At 65.0% G+C, this 23664-nt stretch carries 21 protein-coding genes; 13 read left to right on the top strand and 8 right to left on the bottom strand.

The features are described from left to right. Window positions 1–142: 142 nt before the first annotated feature. The gene (locus A9W99_RS03625) at window positions 143–952 is read left to right on the top strand and encodes a class I SAM-dependent methyltransferase (RefSeq protein WP_067373410.1); all 810 of its coding nucleotides are present in this window, start codon (window positions 143–145) and stop codon (window positions 950–952) included. A gap of 514 nt (window positions 953–1466) precedes the next feature. Then, window positions 1467–4127 carry an adenylate/guanylate cyclase domain-containing protein gene (locus A9W99_RS03620; protein WP_253869549.1) on the top strand — a complete coding sequence of 887 codons (2661 nt, stop codon included), beginning with the start codon at window positions 1467–1469 and terminating at the stop codon, window positions 4125–4127. Here the strand turns inward: A9W99_RS03620 and A9W99_RS03615 are convergent. After that, a complete protein-coding gene (locus A9W99_RS03615) occupies window positions 4111–4698 on the bottom strand; it encodes a TetR/AcrR family transcriptional regulator (protein WP_067373405.1) in 588 nt (195 codons plus the stop codon). The two genes, A9W99_RS03620 and A9W99_RS03615, sit on opposite strands and share 17 nt — an antisense overlap. 105 nt (window positions 4699–4803) lie before the next feature. Between A9W99_RS03615 and A9W99_RS03610 the strand changes: the two genes are divergently transcribed. From A9W99_RS03610 to A9W99_RS03600, 3 genes are read left to right on the top strand one after another with little or no spacing between them, the layout of a single operon-like run. Next, a complete protein-coding gene (locus A9W99_RS03610; RefSeq protein ID WP_067373403.1) occupies window positions 4804–7029 on the top strand; it encodes an acyl-CoA dehydrogenase in 2226 nt (741 codons plus the stop codon). 9 nt (window positions 7030–7038) lie between these two features. Next, entirely contained in the window at window positions 7039–8247 is a 1209-nt protein-coding gene (locus A9W99_RS03605) for a thiolase family protein (RefSeq protein WP_067373400.1), read from the top strand. A gap of 15 nt (window positions 8248–8262) precedes the next feature. After that, window positions 8263–8679 (top strand): Zn-ribbon domain-containing OB-fold protein, encoded by a 417-nt coding sequence (locus tag A9W99_RS03600; RefSeq protein WP_067373397.1) that lies wholly within the window; start codon window positions 8263–8265, stop codon window positions 8677–8679. Between the two features lie 56 nt (window positions 8680–8735). Here the strand turns inward: A9W99_RS03600 and A9W99_RS03595 are convergent, their stop codons facing one another. Further along, complete coding sequence (locus A9W99_RS03595) at window positions 8736–10193, bottom strand: aldehyde dehydrogenase (RefSeq protein WP_067373394.1); 1458 nt, start codon at window positions 10191–10193, stop codon at window positions 8736–8738. Between the two features lie 196 nt (window positions 10194–10389). Next, a complete protein-coding gene (locus tag A9W99_RS03590) occupies window positions 10390–11367 on the bottom strand; it encodes a LacI family DNA-binding transcriptional regulator (protein ID WP_067373391.1) in 978 nt (325 codons plus the stop codon). Between the two features lie 139 nt (window positions 11368–11506). On the opposite strand from A9W99_RS03590, the gene A9W99_RS03585 reads away from it, so the two are divergent. The 7 genes from A9W99_RS03585 (at window position 11507) to A9W99_RS03555 (ending at window position 18388) form a co-directional block, all read left to right on the top strand. Beyond that, the gene (locus A9W99_RS03585; RefSeq protein ID WP_067373390.1) at window positions 11507–11911 is read left to right on the top strand and encodes a nuclear transport factor 2 family protein; all 405 of its coding nucleotides are present in this window, start codon (window positions 11507–11509) and stop codon (window positions 11909–11911) included. A 230-nt stretch (window positions 11912–12141) separates the two neighbouring features. Further along, window positions 12142–13494, top strand: a complete 1353-nt coding sequence (locus A9W99_RS03580) for an amidohydrolase family protein (RefSeq protein WP_067373387.1) — start codon at window positions 12142–12144, stop codon at window positions 13492–13494. Window positions 13495–13496: 2 nt separating this feature from the next. Beyond that, a complete protein-coding gene (locus A9W99_RS03575) occupies window positions 13497–15812 on the top strand; it encodes a CoA transferase (RefSeq protein ID WP_067373384.1) in 2316 nt (771 codons plus the stop codon). An 8-nt stretch (window positions 15813–15820) separates the two neighbouring features. Beyond that, window positions 15821–16150: a hypothetical protein gene (locus A9W99_RS03570; protein ID WP_067373630.1), complete on the top strand. Its 330-nt coding sequence runs from the start codon at window positions 15821–15823 to the stop codon at window positions 16148–16150. Between the two features lie 11 nt (window positions 16151–16161). Next, entirely contained in the window at window positions 16162–17331 is a 1170-nt protein-coding gene (locus A9W99_RS03565) for a thiolase family protein (protein WP_067373381.1), read from the top strand. Further along, a complete protein-coding gene (locus A9W99_RS03560; RefSeq protein WP_067373378.1) occupies window positions 17328–17744 on the top strand; it encodes a Zn-ribbon domain-containing OB-fold protein in 417 nt (138 codons plus the stop codon). The genes A9W99_RS03565 and A9W99_RS03560 overlap by 4 nt, the downstream gene beginning before the upstream one ends. Beyond that, the gene (locus tag A9W99_RS03555; RefSeq protein ID WP_067373375.1) at window positions 17741–18388 is read left to right on the top strand and encodes a PadR family transcriptional regulator; all 648 of its coding nucleotides are present in this window, start codon (window positions 17741–17743) and stop codon (window positions 18386–18388) included. The genes A9W99_RS03560 and A9W99_RS03555 overlap by 4 nt, the downstream gene beginning before the upstream one ends. On the opposite strand, the gene A9W99_RS03550 is transcribed toward A9W99_RS03555, so the two are convergent. The 3 genes from A9W99_RS03550 to A9W99_RS03540 all read right to left on the bottom strand — a co-directional run bounded on the left by A9W99_RS03550 (window position 18385) and on the right by A9W99_RS03540 (window position 20632). Continuing rightward, on the bottom strand, window positions 18385–19155 hold the full coding sequence (locus tag A9W99_RS03550; RefSeq protein WP_067373372.1) for an SDR family NAD(P)-dependent oxidoreductase: 771 nt from the start codon (window positions 19153–19155) through the stop codon (window positions 18385–18387). The two genes, A9W99_RS03555 and A9W99_RS03550, sit on opposite strands and share 4 nt — an antisense overlap. Window positions 19156–19334: 179 nt before the next feature. Then, window positions 19335–19616 (bottom strand): hypothetical protein, encoded by a 282-nt coding sequence (locus A9W99_RS03545; RefSeq protein ID WP_253869545.1) that lies wholly within the window; start codon window positions 19614–19616, stop codon window positions 19335–19337. Window positions 19617–19801: 185 nt separating this feature from the next. After that, a complete protein-coding gene (locus tag A9W99_RS03540; RefSeq protein ID WP_067373366.1) occupies window positions 19802–20632 on the bottom strand; it encodes an alpha/beta fold hydrolase in 831 nt (276 codons plus the stop codon). 67 nt (window positions 20633–20699) lie between these two features. Between A9W99_RS03540 and A9W99_RS03535 the strand changes: the two genes are divergently transcribed. Further along, window positions 20700–21302 carry a TetR/AcrR family transcriptional regulator gene (locus tag A9W99_RS03535; protein ID WP_067373363.1) on the top strand — a complete coding sequence of 201 codons (603 nt, stop codon included), beginning with the start codon at window positions 20700–20702 and terminating at the stop codon, window positions 21300–21302. A 72-nt stretch (window positions 21303–21374) separates the two neighbouring features. Here the strand turns inward: A9W99_RS03535 and A9W99_RS03530 are convergent, their stop codons facing one another. Then, window positions 21375–22637 carry an amidohydrolase family protein gene (locus A9W99_RS03530; protein WP_067373360.1) on the bottom strand — a complete coding sequence of 421 codons (1263 nt, stop codon included), beginning with the start codon at window positions 22635–22637 and terminating at the stop codon, window positions 21375–21377. Between the two features lie 83 nt (window positions 22638–22720). Beyond that, a complete protein-coding gene (locus tag A9W99_RS03525) occupies window positions 22721–23656 on the bottom strand; it encodes a PHB depolymerase family esterase (RefSeq protein ID WP_067373623.1) in 936 nt (311 codons plus the stop codon). Between the last annotated feature and the right edge of the window lie 8 nt (window positions 23657–23664).

Genomic DNA, 23664 nt, shown 5'->3' with positions numbered 1-23664 from the left:
ATTCCTTGCCGTTCTGGTTGATGCGGATAAGGAAACCTCAGGTCACTCAACGTATTCTTGACGAATCCTTGAAGGATTCTTGGAGTCGCGGAGACAAGAGGAAAAGCTCGCACTGCGCGCGTCTCGATGCTTAGGTGGATCCATGGCAGTCGTCGACGGCCGTCATCTCGACGGGATATCCGAAACCGCTCTGCTCACGTTGCATCAGCGCGCGACCGAGGCCGCACGGCCCGACGGGATCATCGACGACCCGATGGCTATCGCCCTGCGCGACAGCATCGACTACGACTACCACCACTTCGGTCGCACCCACCAGGCGACGGCATTGCGCGCCTTGGCTTTCGACGACGGTTCTCGCGATTACCTAAGCAACCATCCGCGTGCCTCCGTGGTGGCACTGGCGGAGGGGCTGCAGACCAGTTTCTGGCGCCTCGACAATGGCGAGCTGACCTGGCTTTCGGTAGACCTCGAACCGATCGTGCGACTGCGGCGGCAACTGCTTCCGGAATCGGATCGGTTGCGATACTGCGCCCAATCCGCACTCGACTATTCCTGGATGGACGAGGTTGAAGACACGAATGGTGTGCTGATAACCGCCGAGGGGCTGTTTCAGTATCTCGAGCGCGATGTGGTCTACGACCTGATCGCGGCTTGCGCCAAACGGTTTCCCGGTGGTCAGTTGATCTTCGACAGCATCCCGTGGGTGTTGAGCGCATATTCGCGCAGACGCGGTTTCAGACCCAGTAAGCATTACACGGTGCCACCAATGCCGTTCTCCTTCACCGCCAACGAGTACGCCGAACTGCGCGCGTTCGACGGCGTCCGCGCGGTACGCGAGCTGCCGCCGCCGGCAGCGCGGGGCAAGGTCTTACGGTGGGCTCTTTCATTGGCATACCGGGCGCCTCTATTGGAGCGACTGCGGGCCCCAGTGACAGTCGTCGAATTCGGTTGAGAGGCACTTTCGCGAGCTCGTTGGTGTGCGCCGCGTGACAGGATGAGACCGGCCGGAAGCTCACCAGTCACATCAGCCACGCGAGTCCCTGCGCGTGTGGGCGAGCGATCTTGAAACTTGGTATCGCCCGCGCTATCACCTTGACAATCGCGACATGACCACCATTTTTGGTACATCAGTGGCATTCCAACGATCGAGTCGGTGGGGGCGCCCGACGCCGCGACCAGATGAGCTGCCAGGCCGAATGCCGAGAAAGCCTGAGCTGCAGAGCTTCTCATAACCGTCCATCCTAATTGGGCTAAATCGAGGCATACCAGAATGGCGGTGCCCTCGTCGAGATCGACGCCACCGCGGGAATCTACGAGGAAATCCCGCGCTAGCGTCGATCTCGATGAATTCATTCGCGAGCAGACGCAAACTTCCCCGATCACCGCCCCGGCGTGTCGGGGGATTTTTCGTCTGCTCGGCGGGGCTATGGCCATGTTTGCCAGGCTTGTTGTGGGATGCTGCGTGAGTGCGCCCTGCTGGGCTGGTGACGTTCCTGTTCACCGATGTCGAGGGTTCGACCCGTCGGTGGGAAGCCGATGCGGACGCGATGCGGGCAGCTTTGTCCGCGCACGACGAGGTGCTGCGCACGACCATCGAGGCGCACGGCGGCTGGTTGTTCAAGCACACCGGCGACGGCGTCTGTGCCGCGTTCGCGTCGCCACGATCAGCCGTCGACGCCGCGGTGGCCGCGCAGCGCGAGTTGGCGTTGCCGGTTCGCATGGGCATTGCGACCGGCGAGGCGGAGCTGCGCGGGGGCGACTATTTCGGTGCGGTGCTGAACCGGGCGGCGCGGGTGATGGCGGCCGGGCACGGCGGTCAGATCCTGGTGGCGGAGTCAACGGCCGGTCTGCTCAGTGGAGTTGATCTCGTCAATCTCGGTCCTCGGCGGCTGCGCGATCTGCCCAACCCGATTGGAATTTCTCAGGTCCGAGCACCGGGTCTGCGCACCGACTTTCCGCCGTTGCGTGCGCTGGATACCAGTCAGGGCAATCTGCGGCCCGCAGTCACCACTTTCATCGGCCGGGAGTCGGAGATCACCCAGGTTGAAGCGGCCGTACGCGCGCACCGGTTGGTGACGCTGACCGGCGTCGGCGGGGTCGGCAAGACCCGCCTCGCACTAGAAGTCGCGGCACGGCTGTCCGATGAATTCCCGGACGGCGTTTGGCTTTTCGAGCTGGCGGCTGTCGCCGACCCGGCGGCCGTGCCCGAAGCCGTGGCTGCGGTGCTCGGAATCACCCCGCAACCGGAAAAGAGCGTCGCCGAGAACGTGGCCGCCACTCTAGAGGGCCGTGTTCGGTTGTTGGTGTTCGACAATTGCGAGCACCTGCGCGACGCCGCCGCAGATCTGGTCGAGGCGATCCTGGCTCAGTCGACGAGCGTCAGGGTTCTTGCGACCAGTCGCGAAGGCTTGGGCATCGCGGATGAGCAGCTGTGGGTGGTGCCGTCGCTGGACGTCACGGCCGGAGTTGACTGCGCCGCGGTGGCCCTGTTCGTCGAGCGAGCCCGCAGCGTTGCCACCGGCTTCTCGGTCGAGGCGTCTGACGAGGCGACCGCGGTGATCGAAGTCTGCCGCCGACTTGACGGGATTCCGTTGGCCATCGAACTGGCGGCCTCACGCATGGCGTCGATGACCGCCGGCGAGGTGCGCGATCGCCTGGATCAGCGGTTCCGGCTGCTGGTCGGCTCGCGCCGCGGATTGGAACGCCACCAAACGTTGCGCCATGCGGTGGCGTGGTCCTACGAACACCTCGATGACGAGGAGAAGCAACTGCTCGATCGGTGTGCGGTGTTCGCCGGAGGATTCGATCTCGAAAGCACGTGCGCTGTAACAGGAACCGACGATACTGACGAATTTGCCGTTCTCGATCTGCTGGACGCGCTGGTGCGCAAGTCACTGTTGGTCGCCGACCGGACATCGGGACGCACCCGGTATTCGATGCTGGAGACGATCCGCCAGTTCGCCGAGGAGCAACTCGTCGCTCGCGGTGAGGCGGCAGTGGCCCGGACCGCGCACGCACGCTACTTCGCCGGACGCGAAGCCGACATCCTGGACGTATGGGACAGCCCCCGGCAACGGGACGCCTACAGCTGGTTCGCCACCGAGCAGGCCAACCTGCGCGCCGCGTTTCGGTGGGCCGCCGATTGCGGTGACCTCGACTCGGCAGCCTCCATTGCCACGTATGCGACGCTACTTGGCGCGATGGTCGAAAATTACGAACCCATCGCGTGGACCGAGGAACTGATCGCGCCCGCCCGGGCAGCCGGACATCCCCGACTCGCCGCCCTGTACACGTTGGCGTCATGGTGCTACCTGACTGGCGGACGGCTCGAGGAGGCCATCGATTACTGCGAGGCTGGCCAAAGCGTTGTCGCGGGCAGCCCCGAGCGGGTGCTTTACGGCTTCGAGACCTGGCTTGGCGGTGTGTACAACTTCACTGGCGAGTTCGAACGGAGTGTCGAGTGGACTCGGCTCCTACTGGCCCGCGGACCGGACCCATACGCAAATATCAGGGCCGGGCTGGTCTTCGGGCTAATACGGACAGGTTCTTACGCGGAGGCGGTGGCCGTCGCGAAAGACGTCCTCAAAGCCGCCGACGTCATCGCAAACCCATGGGCGGTGTCGTTTGCGTTGCTGACCTACGGGATAGCTTGCGGCGACGTCGATCCCGGCGGCGCGCGCGACGCGATGCGTAGGGGTCTGGCGATCGCTCAAGATAGCGGCAACCGTTACAACATAACCCATCTGGCGAATCTTCTCGGTCGGTTCGAGGCGCGATACGGGGAGCCGCTTGTTGCGCTCGATTATCTGGCTCTTGCCATCCGTAACTACCACGACTCGGGCAACAGCACCATCATGCGAGTTCCGCTCGCCGTTCTCGCCTCGATTCTGGAGCGACTCGGACACGCGGAGCCAGCCGCAACCATTGCCGGATACGCCTTCAGCCCAGTTACCGAATCCTGGACCCCTGAGATCAGTGCGCTGATCGCACGCCTGCGCCATGTGCTGGGCGATGAAGCTTACGAATCGCTGGCCCGAAGCGGTGCATCGATGACGGCCGCCGGCATCGCAGCGTGTGCCTTCGACCAAATCGACCAGGCCCGAGCAGAACTCATCGCTCGGCAGTGACCGCAGCGACGATGATCCGGGTGGTCAGCTCGGCACGCCGCCGTGAATACCGTTGCACGCCAGAAAGAATCGGATAAACCACGCCACCGACGACGGCATCCGCGGCTGATTCGGCCGTCAGTTCGTCGACGCCGTCGGCCAGCAGCCGGTTCCGGACGCTGTCGTGCAGCGGCTTGCTGAATCCCGCGCGCAGCTTCACCGCGGTGTCCTCGTGCTCCATGCCGGCAGCGGTCAACGTGCGCAGCATGGCCTTGCCGCGAAGGGTCGTCAGGCTCGTCGCGAGCTTGCCCACCCACTCCACCAGGTCGCCGGCCAGGTCATCGGTGTGGCGGACCGACGCAAGAATCTTGTCGGCGTCTTCGAGCATGACGTCGGCGACGAGCGCGGGACGGCTGGGCCACCAGCGGTAGATGGTCTGCTTTCCGACCCCGGCACGGGCCGCGACCGCCTCGATGCTCAGGCCGTCGAATCCACGCTCGAGCAGCAGTTCTCGCGTGGCGGTGACAATCGCCATGCGCGACTTCTCGCTTCGCCGCCGGGGCGGACTCGCCTGGCCCAGATCGGCTGGCATCTGGTGATCCTCTCGGGGTCGAACGCGCTTTACATATCCTGCCCCGCACCGTAGTCTTCCACAAGACGAGACGGTTCGTCTTGTAACACGAAAGGGTAGCTGCCTGTGGGCCTGGGCCTGACCCCGGAGCAGCAGACGCTCAGCGAATCCGTCGGGCAGTTCGCTGCCCGGCATGCGCCAATAGCTGCAACGCGGGACGACTTCGACGCGCTTGCGGACGGGAAGTTGCCGCCGTGGTGGGATGAATTGATCGCCAACGGCTTTCATGCAGTGCACCTGCCGGAGCATCTCGGCGGTCAGGGCGGCGGCCTGATGGACGCCGCCTGCGTGCTGGAGGCGGCGGCCAAGGCACTGCTGCCGGGGCCGCTACTGCCGACGGTGATCGCGGGAGGTGTTGCGTCGCTGGCTGATCCGGCGCCTGCTGCCGAATCACTGATACGCGACCTGGCGTCCGGTGCACCTGCGACGGTGATCCTCCCCGACGAGGGTGACTTCCAGGCTCGGGCCGCGGAAGGGCAGTGGCGGATCGACGGCACCTCGGACGTCGTCGCCGGCGCATGCTCGGCACGGAAGATCCTCCTTGGCGCACGGACCGCAGCGGGCGACGTCGTGTGGGTGCCGATAGACGCCGACAAGCCCACGGTCACAGTCGAATCCGTGTCCGGCACCGACCTGGCCACCGACGTGGGAGTCGTGCGCATCGCGCAATACGCCGTGGCCGAGTCAGACGTGCTCACCGGCATCGACCCGGACCGGGCAGCGTGCGTCGCGTTGGGTCTGGTGGCCGGCGCCACCGCCGGCATCGCGCAGTGGTGCGTCGAGGAGGTCACCGCGCACCTGCGAACCCGCGAGCAATTCGGCAAGGTGATCGGCACTTTCCAGGCCTTGCAGCACAACGCGGCAATGCTCTTGGTCAACAGCGAGTTGGCCACCGCGGCGGCCTGGGACGCCGTGCGTGCCGTCGAGGAGTCGGTCGACCAGCACCGAATCGCGGCGGCTGCAGCGGTGGTGATCGCGATTTCGCCGGTGCCCGATCTGGTGCTCGACACACTGACCATGTTCGGCGCCATCGGCTTCACCTGGGAGCACGACCTGCACCTGTACTGGCGGCGGGCCACCAGCCTGGCCGCGTCGACCGGCGGCGCGAGCCGTTGGGCCCGGCGACTGGGGCAACTGACGTGCACCCGGCAACGCGAGATGTCGGTCAACCTCGGCGATGCCGAACCAGACTTCCGGTCGTGGGTGGCCGAGACGCTGGACGCGGCAATGAAGCTGAGCAACGACCAACCAGGACGTCAGGGTGACTATGAAGACTTCAAGACCGGGCCGCAGCGCACCCTGCTCGCCGAGGCGGGGCTCATTGCGCCACACTGGCCGCCGCCGTGGGGAATAGACGCCGGCCCGCTGCGGCAACTCATCATCGACGACGAGTTCGCCAAGCGACCCGGCCTGGTCCGCCCCTCCCTGGGCATCGCCGAATGGATTCTGCCGTCTATGATCCGCGCCGCGTCGAAGGATCTGCAGGAGAAGCTGATATCGCCGACACAACGCGGCGAGATCGCATGGTGTCAGCTGTTCAGCGAGCCGGGAGCCGGCTCGGATCTGGCTGCGCTGACCACCCGGGCATCCAAGGTCGACGGTGGTTGGAAGATCAACGGGCACAAGATCTGGACGTCAGCAGCGCATCGCGCGGACTTCGGCGCCCTCCTGGCCCGTACCGACCCGTCAGCCGGAAAGCACCGCGGCATAGGGTATTTCATTGTCGACATGCGATCGCCAGGGATCGAAGTCCAACCGATCAAGACGGTAACGGGCGAGGCGCACTTCAACGAGGTCTTCCTCACCGACGTGTTCATACCCGACAAGATGCTGCTCGGCGGGCCGGGTGACGGCTGGACCCTCGCGATTGCCACCATGGCCGAAGAGCGGTCGGCCATCAGTGGCTACGTCAAGTTCGACAGGGCGGCCGCATTACGGGAGATCGCGTCCCAGCCGGGACCGGACCGTGACGACGCGGTACGAGCGCTCGGTGAGCTGGACGCGTACACCAACGCCATCAAGGCATTAGGGGTTCGGGAGACCATTCGATTGCTGGACGGCCAGCCGTCTGGACCGGCATCCAGCATCGCCAAGGTGGCCATGAATGTGCTGTTGCGGCGCACCTTCCAGGCCACGCTGCAGTTGACCGGCAGGCTGGCGATGCTGGCCGATTCCAAGCCCGCGATCGTAGAGCCATACCTGCACCTGCCTGCCGAGCTTTTGGGCGGCGGTACCAGAGAGATTCAGCTGAACATCATCGCCCAGATGATCCTCGGGCTGCCCCGAAAGTAAGGACACGCCATGGGATTACGTGGGGAAGCCGCGATCGTCGGATACGTCGAACTTCCGCCGGAGCGGCTCAACAAAGCCTCACCCGCGCCGTTCGTCATCGAACAATGGGCGCAACTCGCCGCCGCGGCACTCGGTGATGCCGGACTGCCGGCCGACGTCGTGAACGGCATTGTCGCTTCGCACCTGGCCGAGTCGCAGATCTTCGTCCCCTCCACGATCGCCGAATACCTGGGCATCGGTGCCAGATTCGCCGAGCATGTGGATCTGGGCGGAGCCAGCGCCGCGGCCATGGTGTGGCGGGCAGCCGCGGCGATCGAACTCGGCATCTGCGACGCCGTGTTGTGCGCGCTACCGGCTCGATACATCACACCGATGTCGAAGAAGAAGCCCCGGCCGCTGGTCGATGCGATGTTCTTCGGTTCCTCGAGCAATCAATACGGTTCTCCGCAGGCAGAATTCGAGATCCCGTACGGCAATCTCGGGCAGAATGGGCCATACGGCCAAGTGGCGCAACGGTATGCGGCCGTCTACGGCTACGACGAACGGGCCATGGCCAAGATCGTCGTCGACCAGCGGGTCAACGCCAACCACACCGATGGCGCCATTTGGAAGGACAAGCCGCTCACTATCGACGACGTGCTGGACAGCCCGGTCATCGCCGACCCGCTGCACATGCTGGAGATCGTCATGCCATGCGTCGGCGGCGCCGCCGTCGTCGTCGCCAACGCCGACCTCGCGCGACGCACACGACATCGTCCGGTCTGGATCAAGGGATTTGGCGAGAATGTGCCGTTCAAAACCCCGACCTACGCGAAAGACCTGTTGCACACACCAATCGTCGAAGCGGCCCAAACCGCCTTTGTCATGACGGATTTGACTCGTGATCAGATGGACATGGTGTCGATCTACGACTGCTACACCATCACCGTGCTGCTATCGCTCGAGGATGCGGGCTTCTGCGAAAAGGGCAAGGGCATGGAGTTCGTGGGAAGCCACGACCTGACCTTCCGCGGAGACTTCCCGCTGAACACCGCGGGCGGACAGCTGGGCTTTGGCCAAGCGGGGCTGGCGGGCGGAATGCACCACGTCTGCGACGCCACCCGCCAGATCATGGGACGCGCGGGTGCGGCGCAGGTTCCGGACTGCAACCGCGCCTTCGTGTCCGGCAACGGCGGCATCCTTTCCGAGCAGACCACGCTCATCCTGCAGGGCGACTGAACGAAAGACAGAGTCATGCCAATCAGCTTCGAGCGGCCGATGCCCGTCAAAACACCTACCACCGCGCCGTTTTGGGATGCGCTGGCCGAGCACCGAATCGTTATTCAATATTCGCCGTCGGCGCAGTCCTACGTGTTCTATCCGCGGGTGCGCGCTCCGGGAACCCTGGCCGACGACCTGGAATGGCGCGAGATTTCTGGCATGGGGACGCTGTACTCGTTCACGGTTGCCCGAAGGCCGGTAAGCCCGCACTTCGCCGACGCCGTCCCGCAGCTGCTCGCGATCGTCGAATGGGACGAGGGGCCAAGGTTTTCCACCGAAATGGTGAACGTCGATCCTGGTGATCTGCGCGTCGGGATGCGGGTGCGGCCGGTGTTCGTCGATTATCCGGAGCACGACGTTACAATGCTGCGCTACCAGCCCAGCGACTAGGAGATCGCGAGCGCGGCAGAGCTGGGCGAAGCGGGTTGCCTACATCCTGACTGGGCTTACATCTGCGCCCAAACGATTTTCGTTTGCAGGTAAGTGTCGATGCCGGCCTTGCCCGACTCGTAGCCCCAGCCGGACTGCTTGTACCCGCCGAAGGGCATTGAGTGGTCGAACTGCATCTGACAGTTCAGCCCGACGGTTCCGGCCTTGAGCCGCTTGGCCAGCCGGTGCGCGCGGCCAAGGTTTGTGGTCCAAGCCGTCGCTGCCAGCCCGTAGGTGCTGTCGTTGGCCAGGGCGATCGCTTCGTCATCGTCGTCGAACGGAAGGATCGTGACCACCGGCCCGAAGATCTCCTCCTGGAACAGCCGGCTCGCCGCGGGGTCGACGTTGGTGACCACGGTGGGGTGGACGAAGTAGCCCTTCCGGTCGAGGCGGTGCCCGCCGGTGACCAACTCGTTGCCGTCGGACTTGCCCTGTTCGATGTATCCCAGGACGCGGGTGAGTTGCTTCTGGCTGATCAGCGGCCCGACCATGGCGCCCTCGTCCTTGGGGCCGCCCAGCAGCATGTTGTTGGCCATGTTGGCGATGCCCTCGACAACCTGCTCGTACACGCCGCGCTGCGCGAAGATGCGCGATCCGCACACGCACGCCTGGCCGGAGTGGATGAACGTCCCGAACGACGCCATTGGAATGGCCATATTCAAATCGGCGTCATCGTAGATCAGCACCGGCGACTTGCCGCCGAGTTCCAGCGTGACCTTGTTCAGGTTGCTGTTCGCCGACGCGTGCACGATTTCCCGACCGACTTCCGTCGACCCGGTGAACGCCACCTTCTCGACATCGCGGTGTGCGGTGATGGCCGCACCGGCGGTGTGACCGTAGCCGTTCACCAGGTTGACGACGCCCTCGGGGACTCCGGCTTCGGCCAGAATCCTCTCGAGGACAAGCGCTGACAACGGCGTCTCCTCGGCGGGTTTGACGACGCTGCTGCAGCCCGCTGCCAGCGACGGCGCCAGCTTGGCGCAGAAATTGAAGACCGGCCCGTTCCACGGGAATATCAGCCCCACCACCCCGTAGGGCTCTTTGAGGGTGTAGGTGTGCATGTGCGAGTCGACGCCGGTGAGGCCGCCGGTGTTCACGTCCCGGGCGATGCCGTCGATCTTGGTGCACCAGCCGGCGTAGTAGCGGAACCATTCGGAACCCACCTTGGTGATGATCTGCGCCTGCGCCGGCGGAATGCCGGCGTTGAGCGACTCGAGCTCGGCGAGGATGTCGGCGTTCTGGTCGATCAGATCGGCGACGCGCCAGAGCACCTTGGCCCTGTCGTAGTCGGGCAGACCGGACCAGACGCCCGACTCGGCGGTTGCCTTGGCGCGCGCGACCGCGTCGTTGATGGCTTCGGGTCCGCAGTCGGTGAACTCGGTGATCTGCTCCTCGGTGGCAGGATCGATGATCGGGATGACGTCACCGGTGCCGGGTCGTTCACGAATCTCGTCCAGCACAGCCTGCACCGTCATGGGCACTCCTCCTTGAGTATCCGGCTCGTCAAGATCCGTAGGTTATGCGCTTAACCAGTGGTTGTCCAGTGGGTCCGCTCGCAGAGTCGTTCGAGACTGCGGCCAGGGCTGCTCCGCACAGCGACGCGCGCTCACCGCAGTTTCGGCGACCTCACCGCAGACTCGACGCAGCGATCATGTGCTGACTGCCGCTCGCTCAAGTCGATGCGCGCACGATCAAGCGAGCGATGTCGGTCGGCTCCGGAGGCGGCTGGGCCGGATAGCCCAACTCGGTGAGCACCGCTGCGAGCGCGGCATCGGCAACGGCACCGGGGTTGAATTCCACCGTGGTCAAAGGTGGTGTGCTGAGCACACCCATGGGACTCGCATCGACACCGATCACGGCCAGATCTTGTGGACAGCGAAGCTGCGCCTGGTGGATCCCGTAGAGGACCAGACAGGCTATGTCGTCGCTCTGCGCGCACACCGCGGTGACGCCGTCGCCCACCCAGCCAGCTGCCACATCGGCCGCGTTGTCCGCGGTGATCTCACTGACGCGCACGGGCGCCAGCCCACGTAATTGCGCTGCGCGCGAAACGCCTTCGAACCAGTAGTCGCCCAGAGCCCGCCATTTGGCGACGCCGGTGTATGCAAATGCGATGGCGTGGTGACCGCGCGTGACGAGATGGTCGACCCGCATCTCCCCGATCGAAAGGTGCGGATCGCCGAGGGCGGGCAGCGTCCCGATTTCGATGTACGGAATCACGGCGGCTTTCACCGCGCTCACCGCGGCCTCGCTGAGCGGGAACAGACTCGTCACTGCGACCGGGTCGAGATTCTCGATCGCGTCGACGACGATTTGATCATCGTCAGTCTCGAAAATCTGCACCTGCAGCAAACCGAGGCGCGCCAATTCCGTGGTCATGCGACTGCCGGCTTGCATCGGCATCTCACCCACCGCTACATGCGGAATCACGTACAAGACCACACCGCTTTTGCCGCGGGCGAGATTACGCGCGGCGAGGTTGGGCCGATAGCCCAAGAGCTTCGCGGCGCGGTAGACCTCGTCCCGGGTTTGCTCGGAGATTCTGCGTCCTTCGGCGTTGTTCAGGACGTAACTGACCGTCGCGGTCGACACACCGGCCAACCGGGCCACGTCAGCGGTGGTTGGCCGGACAGCTTTGTTAGTGGTCAACTCGCATCACCTTTTCCGGCCCGGTCATGCCTCATGGTGGCATGCGGATACGAGCGCCGTCACCAGCGCGGCGGGCGGATAAGCGAGTAACTTGTCCGCTACGTCGTCAAGCCACCTTCGGAAACGTGAGAGGCATCCCATGACCGACCAGGACCGGCGAGCGCGCCGCGAGGCCAGGAAAGCTCGAGTGATCGAGCACATGCAGAGCGAGAACGTGCAGGAGTGGGACCGGACCATGGCAACTTTCAGCCATGCCCGCTACGAGTTGCCCGACGGGACGGTGATCGACGGCGCCGAGAACGTGATGCGGTATTGGATCGAAGGCCGCACGCTGGTGCCTGATCAGCGTAACGAGCTGATCGAACTGACCCACCTCGACGACGGCCGAGTGCAGATCGAGTTCTGGCTGCGCGGCACACCCGCCGCCAGTGGCGAGCCGTTCGAGGCGCGGCTCTGGGCGGTGTTCGGCTTCGACGAGAACGATCTCATGACTGGCGAGAAGGTGTATGCGGCTAGGCCGACGGCCGATCAGCTCGCTGGCTAGTCCGGAAGAATCCAAGGACTAATAGTCAGATCAGTCGATGTGGTCCACTGCGGGCGACTGCACGGCGCTCGAGCACCCAGCAGTCCGCTGGGCTTTCAGCAATGCCATGCTACAGCTGGATTTAGCGCTCACCGCAGCTGACAGCCGTACAGAGCAACCGTGCGCCGCCGATCGTTGACACTGTGACGCAGATCAATGTCTACTAGTCATCAGCCAACCGGGAGTGCAGCATGAATAAGGACGATCTGATCCTGATCAGCGTGGACGATCACATCGCCGAGCCGGCCGACATGTTCGACGCGCACGTGCCCGCAAAATACAGGGACCTCGCCCCCCGGGTGATCATCGAGCCCGACGGCATCCAGCAGTGGTATTACGGCGAGATCCGCGGCCGCAACATGGGCCTGAACGCCGTCGCCGGAAAACCCCGCGAGATGTACAACGTCGACGCCTCACGCTACGACGAAATGCGGCCCGGATGCTTCAACGTCGACGAGCGGATCCGCGACATGAATGCCGGCGGGCAGCTGGCGGGTTTGAACTTCCCGAATTTCACCGGCTTCTCGGGCCAGGTTCTCAACCAGGGCCCGGATCGCGACGTCAACCTGGTGATGATCAAGGCCTACAACGACTGGCATATCGACGAATGGTGCGGGACCTATCCGGGGCGGTTCATTCCGTGCGGCATTCTGCCGCTGTTCGACGTCGCCGAAGCGGCCAAGGAAGTCAAACGACTCGCGGATAAGGGCTGTCATGCGGTCACGTTCTCCGAAAATCCGGAGGCGTTGCAGATGCCCAGCATCCACACCGAGTACTGGTACCCGCTCTTCGAGGCCGTTTGCGAGAACAACACCGTGCTCTGTACGCATGTCGGCTCCGCATCGCGGTCTCCGATGGTGTCGACGGACGCCCCGCCCAGCGTGATGATGACGGCGTCGTCGATGATGAGCATGTTCACCTTCACCGAGCTGATTTGGGCCGAGTTCTGGGCCGACTTCCCGCAACTCAAGTTCTCCCTCACCGAGGGCGACGTCGGCTGGATTCCGTACTTCCTCTGGCGTGCCGAGCATGTCTACCAACGACATTCGGGTTGGACACTGGCGAAATTCCCGCCTGGCTGCAGCGGACCGATCGACGTCTTCAAGCGGCATTTCTACACCTGCTTCATCAGCGACAAGGTCGGCGTGCGAAACATGGAGTGGTTCAACGAGGACATGCTGTGCTGGGAGTCCGACTTCCCGCACTCCGACAGCAACTGGCCGTTCGCGCCTGAGGACGTCATCGAAACCATGGGGCACCTGGACGACTCAGTGATCAACAAGATCACCCACGAAAACGCCATGACCGCTTACTCGTTCGACCCGTTCCGCCACATCCCCAAAGAACACGCCCGCGCCGGTCACCTGCGCGCCCAGGCCACCGAGGTCGACGTGGTCACCCATGTCGGTCACCAGGCCAGCCAACGTGACCGCGACGCCTGGACCAGAATGACGACTTTTGCGTTGCAAGCACAGGGCATACCGGCGCCGGTGACGGCGGAGGCCACCGGAATCGCCGGCCGCGCGACCACTCTGGGCAACTGAGCGTGACCGCACTGCCGCCGTTCGCCGGTTGGCGCGTTTTGGAGCTCGCCAACGGTATCGCGGTGTCCTACTGCGGCAAGATGTTCGCCGACGCCGGCGCAGAAGTGGTGAAAGTCGAATCGCGGCGGGGTGATTTGCTGCGCCGGTGGTCGGCTGGCGGTCCGCCGGGCGCCTTGTTCGGTTATCTGGCCGCGGGCAAGAAGTCGGTGGTGAACGAGGTCGAGACGGCGGGGCTGCTCGGCGGTGCGGACATCGTGCTCACCGACCTCACCGATGGCTGGACACTCGACGCTATCACCGCTCACACTGCCCCGTCGGCGGTAGTCGTCGCCGTAACACCTTTCGGTACAGCCGGTCCCTATGTCGACGAGCACCTGATTGCCAACGAATTCATCCTGCAGGCGTTGTGCGGCTCGATCGCGGGCCGGGGCTGGCCGGACGACGAACCGGTACAGGCGGGCGGCCGGCTCGGGGAGTGGCTGGCGGGCACGTTCGCTGCGGCCGTGGCCGCTGCGTCGGCTCGGCATGCCTTTCGGGGCGGTGGTGGCGAGGTAATCGACGTGTCGACGTTCGAGGCGATGGTGATCGCGATGGGCGGCTTGTCCGCCATGTCGGCCAGCGTGCTGGGCGCGGATTCCCTTGTGCATCAACGCAGTCTGGAACTCCCGTCGATCGTTCCCACCGCTGACGGAATGGTCGGCTTCTGCACCATCACCGCACAGCAGTTTCAGGACTTTCTGGTGATGATCGATCGCGCCGATCTGGCCGACGATGCCGAGCTGGCATCGATGACGGGACGGATCACCCGGCGCGACGAATTCCTTGGCATGGTCGGCGAGTGGACCGAGACCCGCTCCACAGCCGAAATCGTGGATCTCGCTGCGGCATTCCGGATTCCGGTGGCACCCATAGCCACCCCGGCCACATTGCCGAAGATCGACCACTTCGTGCAGCGCGGCGTGTTCGTCGAGTCGGGGCAAGGGGTGCTGGTGCCGCGCGTGCCGTATCGCAGCGACGCGCTGACGACCACGCCACCCGGCCCGCCGCCAACGCTGGGCGCCGACAACGGCCGCGTGCAATGGCCTCCCCGCCCCGAGCGGCCTGGTGATTCCGGCGCACTTCCGTTGTCAGACATACGCATAACCGACCTCACCGCGTTTTGGGCCGGACCCGTCGCCACTCAACTCCTTGGTGCGCTGGGCGCCGACGTGATCAAACTCGAAGGAGTTCGCCGCCCCGACGGCATGAGATTTTCCGCGGGCCGCCCACCTGACTGGGACCAGTGGTGGGAGTGGGGGCCGGTATTTCTGTGCAGCAACAACAACAAGCGCGATGTCAGCGTCGAACTCAGCACCGAAGCCGGACGCGGCATCGCGTTGGAGCTCATTGCCGCAAGCGATCTCGTCATCGAGAACTTCTCACCGCGGGTGATGGAGAATTTCCGCCTGGAATGGGATGCGGTCAGTGCGGCCAGCCCGCGTGCCGTGATGGTCCGGATGCCGGCATTCGGTCTCGACGGGCCGTGGCGCGATCGGGTGGGATTCGCCCAGACGATGGAACAGGCAACCGGAATGGCCTGGATGACCGGACATTCCGACGGGCCGCCGATCATTCCCCGCGGCGCGTGCGATCCGATAGCCGGGCTGCACGCCGCGTTCGCCGCCATCGCGGCGCTGGTGGTACGCGACCGCGACGGGATCGGCGTGCACGTGGAATCGACCATGGTGGAGTCGGCGCTGAATGTGGCAGCCGAAATGCTGGTGGAGTACTCGAGCAACGGAATCGAAATGCGTCGCAACGGAAACCGGGGCCCCGGCGCATGCCCGCAAGGAGTTTATCCCTGTCGAGGGGACGACGAGTGGGTGGCGCTTGCCGCAATGGACGACGTTGCCCGCGGCGCGGTCGCTGACCTGGTCGGCGAACCTGCTGCCGCCGCACGGCAGGACCGAGTCGACGAACTGGACAAGCTGATCTCGGATTGGACCGCCCGGCGTTCGGTGCACGAAGCGGTCGACGAACTGCGTTCCCGTGGTGTGGCCGCAGCGCCGGTGGTGGCACCGCCCGCACTGCTGAATGATCCGCAACTACTCGCGCGGGGCTTCTGGGAACCCGTGGAGCATCCCGTCGCCGGGACATTCCTATGCACCGGGATGCCGTTCTCGTTCGCCGGCAAACCGCGTCGTTGGATCCGGCGGGTGCCGCCGTTGTACGGGCAGCACACCGACGAGGTGCTCACGGGTGTGCTCGGGCACAGCCGGGAGGATCTGGTTTCGTTGCGAGAGTTAGGCGCAACAAGTACACGGCCGGCAGGATTGTGACGCAACGTATCTCGGTGACCCTCTGCGTGCCGCCGCGCGCCGGCGAACTGTGCGCACCGGTGCGCTTCTTGGTGCGGCAGGACTCGCTGGTGATGGAGCTGACCGCTCGGCACCGGATCACCGGCGTCGAATGGGACGAAGCCGAGCGTGCGGTGGCTATGCTCGTCGAGATCACCGACCCGCAAACCGCCCGCCCCGTCGACGTGCGCGTCGACATCGTCGAAGCCGGCACGGCACCCGCTGATCCCCGGACCGTCATGATCGGCACCATCACGCACGACAGACGCCAATATGACGTGCTGGGAACGTATCTCGGTGTTGTCGCGGACGAAAACTGATCGGGAACGGAGTGAGTTTGACGAAGTGCACCGCAGCCATCGTCGGAGTGCACAACACCCGACAGGGCCGTCGGCTGGACGGGGAGACGTCACGCGGCCTCGCGCTCAAGGCCATTCACGGCGCACTGCTCGATGCCGGCCTGAGCCTGAACGATGTTGACGGCATCAGCGCGGGCCCACAATCCACGGCGCTGATCTACGACCTGCGGATCGGACCGGCGTGGCAGGGGCTCGGCTTTGGGGTCGGCATGATCACCGAGGCCGCATCCGCAATCGAGCACGGCATGGCCGACGTCGTCGTGCTCGTCGCCGCCCAAGCAGGCGAATACCGCGATCACGAAGCCACGGCGCCGTGGACCAGACCGGAGAACGAATTCGTCGCGCCATGGGGGATGTTCACCACCGCTGAGTTCGCCCTCATCGCCCGCCGTCACATGCACGTCTATGGCACCACACGCGAACAACTGTCGATCGTCGCGGCGACGATCCGTAACAACGGTTCACGAAACCCGGAAGCCGTTTATTACCAACGTGGTCCGTTCAGCCCGGGCGATATTACGGCATCACGTCCGGTGGCCGAACCGTTCCATCTGCTCGACTGCGCCACCACTTCTGAGGGCGGATGCGCGCTGGTCGTCGCGAACATCGACAAAGTCGAAACTGCCGGCCGGCCAATGTATGTCCTCGGCAGCGGCGCCGACTTCCACGGCCCGTCATATCAGCACCCCCCGGCGTGGGACCTCGCAGGCCGCCGCCGCGATCACGGTCACCACGTCAATGGCGTCGTGGGCAGGCGCGCAGCCGACCGTGCCTTCAGCTTCGCCGGGTTGCGACGCGACGACGTCGACGTCTTGGAACTCTACGACCCGTTCTCCTTCGAGATCATCCGCCAATTGGAGGCTTTCGGCTTCTGCGCCGATGGCGAGGGCGGGCCATTCGTCGCCGACGGGCACATCGCGATCGACGGCAGCCATCCGATCACCACGGACGGAGGAACCATGTCCTTCAGCCATGCGGGCGCCAACCCGCAGATGATGCAGCGCGCCGTCCGGGCCGTTGAGCAATTACGCGGTGTGGCAGGCGATTTGCAGGTGCCCGACGCACACGTCGCGCTCTGCAGCAACGGAGGAGCTGGGGCGCTGTTCACCACGGTGCTGATTCTGGGAGACGAGCCACGATGACTTTGTTGAATCCGCAATCCGGGCCGGTTCCACATGCCGTTAGCCATCTCAGCGCTCCGTTCTGGGACGCGTGCCGCGCGGGGGAGCTGCGCTACCAATGTTGCCGGGCGTGCGGTGCAGCGAACTTCCCGCCGACCGAACACTGCCGTCAATGCCTTTCCGACGACCTGGTTTGGAACGCGAGCGACGGCGTTGGCGAAATATACAGCTGGACAGTGGTTTACCGGCCCGTGACCGCGGAGTTCACTCCGCCCTACGCGCCGGCGATCGTGACCCTGGACGAGGGATATCAGATGCTGACCAACATCGTCGGGGTCGAACCCGACCAGCTGACGATCGGTATGCGTGTGCGGGTGCAGTTCCATCCGGTTGGTCCCGACGTCAGGTTGCCTTATTTCACGAGGTTGCGGTGAGCCCGCAACGCACCAGCAACGGCTTGCCGGTAACGGCTTACCTCGTGCTGGGCGTGCTGGCCGCCAACGACGAGCAACTGACCGCCGGGGAGATCAAGGTCCGCGCCGAATTGTCGGTCGGCCACTTCTACTGGTCGCCGTCGGTCAGTCATGTGCGGCGCGAACTCAACCGGTTGCTGGCGCGGGGCATGGTCAACGAGATCGGCGCGCAGTCCGGCAAGCGTGCCATCACGTTGTACGAGACAACCGACGCCGGACTCGACGCGCTGCACCGGTGGGTGCAAGATTTCCCCGGCCAGGAGCGGGTCGTCATCAAGCACCCCGTCATCCTCAAGACCTGGCTCGCCCGCGGTGATGACCCAGCGCGCGTCGTCGATACGTTGGACCGGCATCTGGAGGCGACGCGCGCACGGCTGGACGAGGCACTCTGGTCGCGCCGCCGTTCTCGTGAAGTCGGCATCATCGACGACCCGCAGCAGCGGTACTCCTTCGCCGTCCTCGACTATGCGATCCGTGGCCTCTACGCCGAAATCTCCAACATCACCCAGCTGCGCGACGAAATCGCAAGCGGCACAACGCGAGATCCGGTCAAGCGGGTACGACGTCCGAAGGGTCAGATGCGTCGCCGCGCTCGCGTTATCTAGGCGCCCACCATCATCAGCCCGCCGTCCACCGCCAGCAACTGCCCGGTGATGAAGCCCGAGCCGGGTCCGGCGAGGAAAACCAGCATCGGCCCGACGTCACGGACGGGGTCTCCCAAGGCCCCGCCCAGCGGAATCATCGACTTGATCTGTTGGTCGATCAGGGCGCCGGCGTCGGGACCGAGGAAATCTCGCAATCGGTCCGCGCCGGCCGTCTGCACCGCAGGCGCCAGCGCGTTGACGGTGACGTTGTCGGCGGCCCAAACCCGGGCCGCGGATCGTGTCCAGGCCTGCACCGCGCCCTTCGTCGCGGCGTAGACGGCCGAGATCGGGCTGCCCACAACGGCTTCCGAGGAGCCGAAGTTGATGATGCGGCCTCCTTTGGGCACCTGGTCTTTCATCACCGCATATGCGGCTTGATTGGTGAGGATGGTCGCCTTCACGTTCGTGTCCAACAGGAACGAAATGTCGTCCGGGCTGATGTATCCGGGTACCCCGGCTTGCCACAGTCCGGCGGCGTTCACCAAGACGTCGAGCCCGGCGAGCTGCGCGGTCGTTTGCCGCACCATCGCCGAGACCGCGTCGGCGTCACGCACGTCGCACTGCAACCAGGTCGCCGCGAGATCATCCGGCGGCGGAGTCTGGTGGTACGTCGCGGCTACCTGCGCCCCCGCTTCGGCGAGCACCCGTACGGCGGCCGCGCCGATGCCGGTCGCCGCGCCGGTCACCAGGACTCGTCGGCCTCGCAGTGGTTGCGCCCCATCTGACATGGCCGAAACGCTATCTGCCCACCATCAGTGACGATCGGTCGGCCTCAGCGAGAACAGTCCACCGCGATCTCCGGGGGCTTTCGGAGGCTCGCGTGTGAATCCTGGGGCAGACGGGTGAACACAGGAGCGGTTCCGGCCAAAGCCGACGCTGTACACCGGACGCGACACAAAACCGCGTCCTATGGCAGCGTGCCCTGCTGACTCAGACTGAACAACACGTAGGCAACGCACACCAAGAAGTTCAACACCACCAGAACCAGGCCGGCGAACACCAGCGAGCGAGCGCTGCGGCGGCGCAGGCGCTGGAATCTCGCGCAACGCTCGTCGTGGTTGATACGCGTCGCGATCAGAGCGAAATTGAAGTCGGTCATTTCGTCGTCTGTGACGGGGCCGCCGGCCAGCATCTCCTGCAGTCGTTCCGGCGAGGTCTTGACGCCGACGCTCGCGAAACACCTGCTCAACCGCCTCGCCTGTCTACGGCCGAGGACCGGGCCTCGCATCGGCAGCTGCCGCGGAAGCCGCTTTCGTTGGTCGCCCCAGGGGTTTGACGGGGTCGTCACAACGGGGAGCCTAGTTCGCAGAGTCCACTTTCGGGGCGGTAAAAGCCAAATACATCTGCTGGCGCCATCCCGTCGAGTCGGACGGGCTAGGTCCGCACCGCGATCGTCGACAGCAGATCGGCGAGTTGGTCCGGCCGGTCCAGCATCGAAAAGGTTCGTGCACCGGCAATGACCTCGAGGCGGGCGTTGGGAATGGTCGCGGCCAGTCGTTTCCCGTCGTCGAGCTCGAAGAACTTGTCGTCAGCGGACCAGGCGATGAGCGCCGGCTTGTCGAACTCAGGCAGCCGGGCGGCCACGCCGGTGGTGACCTCGGTGCGCATCGACAGCGAGAATTGGCGCAGATCTTCCGCGATCGCGGGGTCGGACATCGCCGGACGCACCCACTCCGCAGCGAGTTCCTCCACGTCGTGGTATGCCAGGTCGCCATACGCGCGCTTGCGCGCGACGGGGGCCCGCATGACCTGCAGTGCACTGCGGAACAGTGCCTTCGACTTGGCCGCAGCAATCACCGGTTTCAGGATCGGCGGCGGAAAGTGTTCGAACGCATCGCAACTCGTCAACACCAGCGCGCCGATCCGCTCGGGATGATGCACGGCCACGAGTTGGGTGACGACCCCCCCGGTGTCGTTGCCGACCAGCACCACGTCGTCGAGCCGCAGGGCCTCCAGCGTGTCGGCGACGATGTGCGCGATGCCGGTGATGGTCCGGTCGGCGCCGGGGCGCAGTGGCTCGGGATGTGCGCCGAGCGGCCAAGTCGGAGCGATGCATCGCAGGCCCTGGCCGGCGAGACGCTGGCTCACCTGACGCCAGAGCTCGCGGCCCATCATGTAGCCGTGCACGAACACGACAGGCCTGCCGTCTTCGGGTCCGGTTGCTTCGTAGTGGATGGTTCCGGCACTAATGTCGATCGTCGACATGGATTGACTCCTACTTCGGGATAGAGTTACAAACAGGCTGTCTGTTCGTAAGTTACCAACAGGTTGTATGGAAATCAAGAGACGCACTCAGGAAGAGCGCTCCGCGGCAACCCGCGACGCGCTGATCTCCGCTGCCCGCAAGCTCTGGGGACAGCGGGGCTATGCGGAGGTGGGCACCCCGGAAATCGCCAAGGAGGCGGGGGTGACCAGGGGTGCGATGTATCACCAATTCGCCGACAAGGCAACGCTATTCCGCGAGGTCGTCGAGGCCGTGGAGCAGGATGTGATGGCCCGGATGGCGATCACCGTGGCCTCCTCGGGGGCGACGACGCCCGCCGACGCAATTCGGGCCGCGGTCGACGCCTGGCTCGATGTGTCCAGCGATCCCGAGGTGCGACAGCTGGTCCTGCTCGATGCGCCCGCTGTACTCGGCTGGGCCGGGTTTCGTGACGTTGCCCAGCGTTACAGCCTGGGCATGACCGAGCAATTGCTTACCGAGGCAATCCGCGCGGGTCAACTGGTTCGGCAGCCCGTGCGGCCGCTGGCAACGGTGATGATCGGCGCGCTCGACGAGGCGGCGATGGCCATCGCGACGGCCGACGACCCAAAGCGGGCCCGCAAGGAGATCAGGTTTGTGTTGCGCCGCCTCATCGACGGCATGCTTTCCTGATGCCGAGCAGACGCAAAATCGCCTATATCATGCCCGAAAATGGGGATTTTGCGTCTGCTCGCGCCACTATAGTCACCCTTTGACCAGGCGGCCGTCCTTGATGATGGCGGTGAAAGCCTCGTGGGGCCGGGCCAGCAACGAAATATCGGCGACCGGGTTGCCGTCGACGAGAATCAAGTCGGCCAAAGCCCCTTCGGCCACCACACCCAGTCGTCCCGGGTAGGGGTTGCGGGGCCCGGACATGGCCAGCAGTTCCGCATTGCGAATCGTTGCCTGCTGCAGCACTTCGGCCGGCGTGTACCAGCGGGTGAGCTTGGCGAGTTGAGCGCCTTGCCGGCGGGCGAGCTTGTCGTCGAACAGGATGTCCGTCCCGAACGCCACCTTGACCTGGTGCTTGATGGCCAACTGATACGCCGTGTCGGTGCCCGCCGTCATCTCCAGGAATTTCGCCTGATTAGCCGGGGGCAGGGGTACCGCGTCCTTGTCGTCGAGGAACGGCTGCAGGCACCACCAAATGTCCTTTTCGGCCAGCATGGCGGCGGTCTCCTCGTCGGCAAGGTGGCCGTGTTCGATGCAGCGGACGCCGGCGTCGACGGCAGTGCGGATGGCGCGCGGCGTATAGGCGTGCACCGTGACATAGGTGCCCCAGTTCTCCGCAGCCTCGACCGCGGCGCGAATCTCGGCCTCTGTGTATTGGGCAACATCGAGCGGGTCGTACGGCGAGGCGCAGCCCCCGCCGGCCATCAGCTTGAGCTGAGATGCCCCGCGCCGCAACATCTCTCGCGCACCGCGAAGTACCTCGGCTTCGCCGTCGGCGATGACGGCAGCGCCAATGATCTCGCTGTAGCTCAGATGCCCGGTCACGCCGCGGGGAACTTCGTTGGGCAGCCGGAAGTCGCCGTGCCCACCGGTCTGGGAGATGAAGCCGCCCGCCGGGAAGATCCGCGGGCCGTCGACGACGCCCTCGTCGATGGCCTGCTTAAGGCCGAACACCGGACCTCCCAGGTCGCGGACCGTGGTAAAGCCGCGCAGCAATGTCTCGCGAGCGTTGACGATCGCTCGGGCGAAGACGTAGCCGATTTCGCTGAGCTGCGCGACGGCTGCCGGAACGGTGGTGAACATCGCGTGCCAGTGCGCGTCGATCAAGCCGGGCAGCAGCGTCTTGCCGGTCCCGTAGATCGTCTGGGGGGCGGACGCGGACGGCTCGGTCCGCGCCGCGGGGCCTACCGACACCACCAGCCCGTCCCGGACGCTGACGTCCATCGGCCCGACGACGCGAGCCGCGACGCTGTCGAAGACATGGACGTTCGAGATCCGCAGCTCCGGAGTTTCCACCGCTTCAGCCTAGCCACGCCGAGCAGACGCAAAATCACCGAATTTCGGCAAGAATTGGGCGATTTTGCGTCTGCTCGCGCCAGTTACCGGTGGTGCTCGGCGAAGAATTGCCAGATGGTGGCGGTGGCGTTGAGCGCCGACGACGGTCCGGGCAGGCCGAACCTTTCCACCAGCGGACTGGGCTCACCGCCGGGCCACTGATGGCCGGCCCCCGCCACCGAGATCAACTCCACCGTCCGCCCGTCCGCGCACACGGCCGTAGAGGTCGTCACCGGTCCGGAAGTGTTAGCGGCTGGTTCTGCGCAGGCGTCGATGGCACGCCAGGTGGCGTTGACCGACGGTACGGATGGGCCGTCGACACGTGGGTTGCCGTTGATCGCGAAGACCTTGCCCGGGCCGCCGTCATAGGGCACCCGGTCGTCGGCGGTGCCGTGGATTTGCAGCACCGACGTAGGCCGAGCGTGCGAGCAATCGGTGAGCAACGTCCCCGCGACCGGCGCGATCGCCGCGAACATGTCGGTCTGGCATCCCAATCGAAGCGCCATCATGGCTCCGTTGGACATCCCGGTGACATACACGCGGGCCGGATCGATGGACGTCTCTTGCCCGATCGCCGAGACCATGGCCGTGATGAATGCGTCGTCGTCGACGCCGGTGCGCTGCGAATTGCCGCAGCATGACCCAGCGTTCCAGGCGCGGTTGAGACCGTCGGGGTAGGCCACCAGGAAATGCCCGTTGTCGGCTTCGGTATCCCAGTGATAGGCGCGTTCTGCCTGCGGGCCGCTGCCAAAGCCGCCGTGCAGCATCACCACCAGCGGCGCGGACCCGGCAAGTCCCTGCGGCCGGTATAGGTGGAAGGTTCGGCTGACTCCGCCGGACTCGAGGGACTGGGTGGACTGGCCGACCGGGATCGACTTGGGATCGGGCGTGCCCACCGCATGACCACCGCCCAGACAACCGCCGACCAAAAGCACCAGGCTTCCGAGCAGACAGATCGCGAGTACCCGTCCAGACCGCATGGCCCCAT

It is taken from the genome of Mycobacterium sp. 1164966.3 (genome assembly GCF_001665395.1).
In the GTDB taxonomy this organism is placed as follows: Bacteria; Actinomycetota; Actinomycetes; order Mycobacteriales; family Mycobacteriaceae; genus Mycobacterium.
Note: the sequence above shows the minus strand (reverse complement) of the source record. Positions and strands in the feature narration are given on the sequence as shown.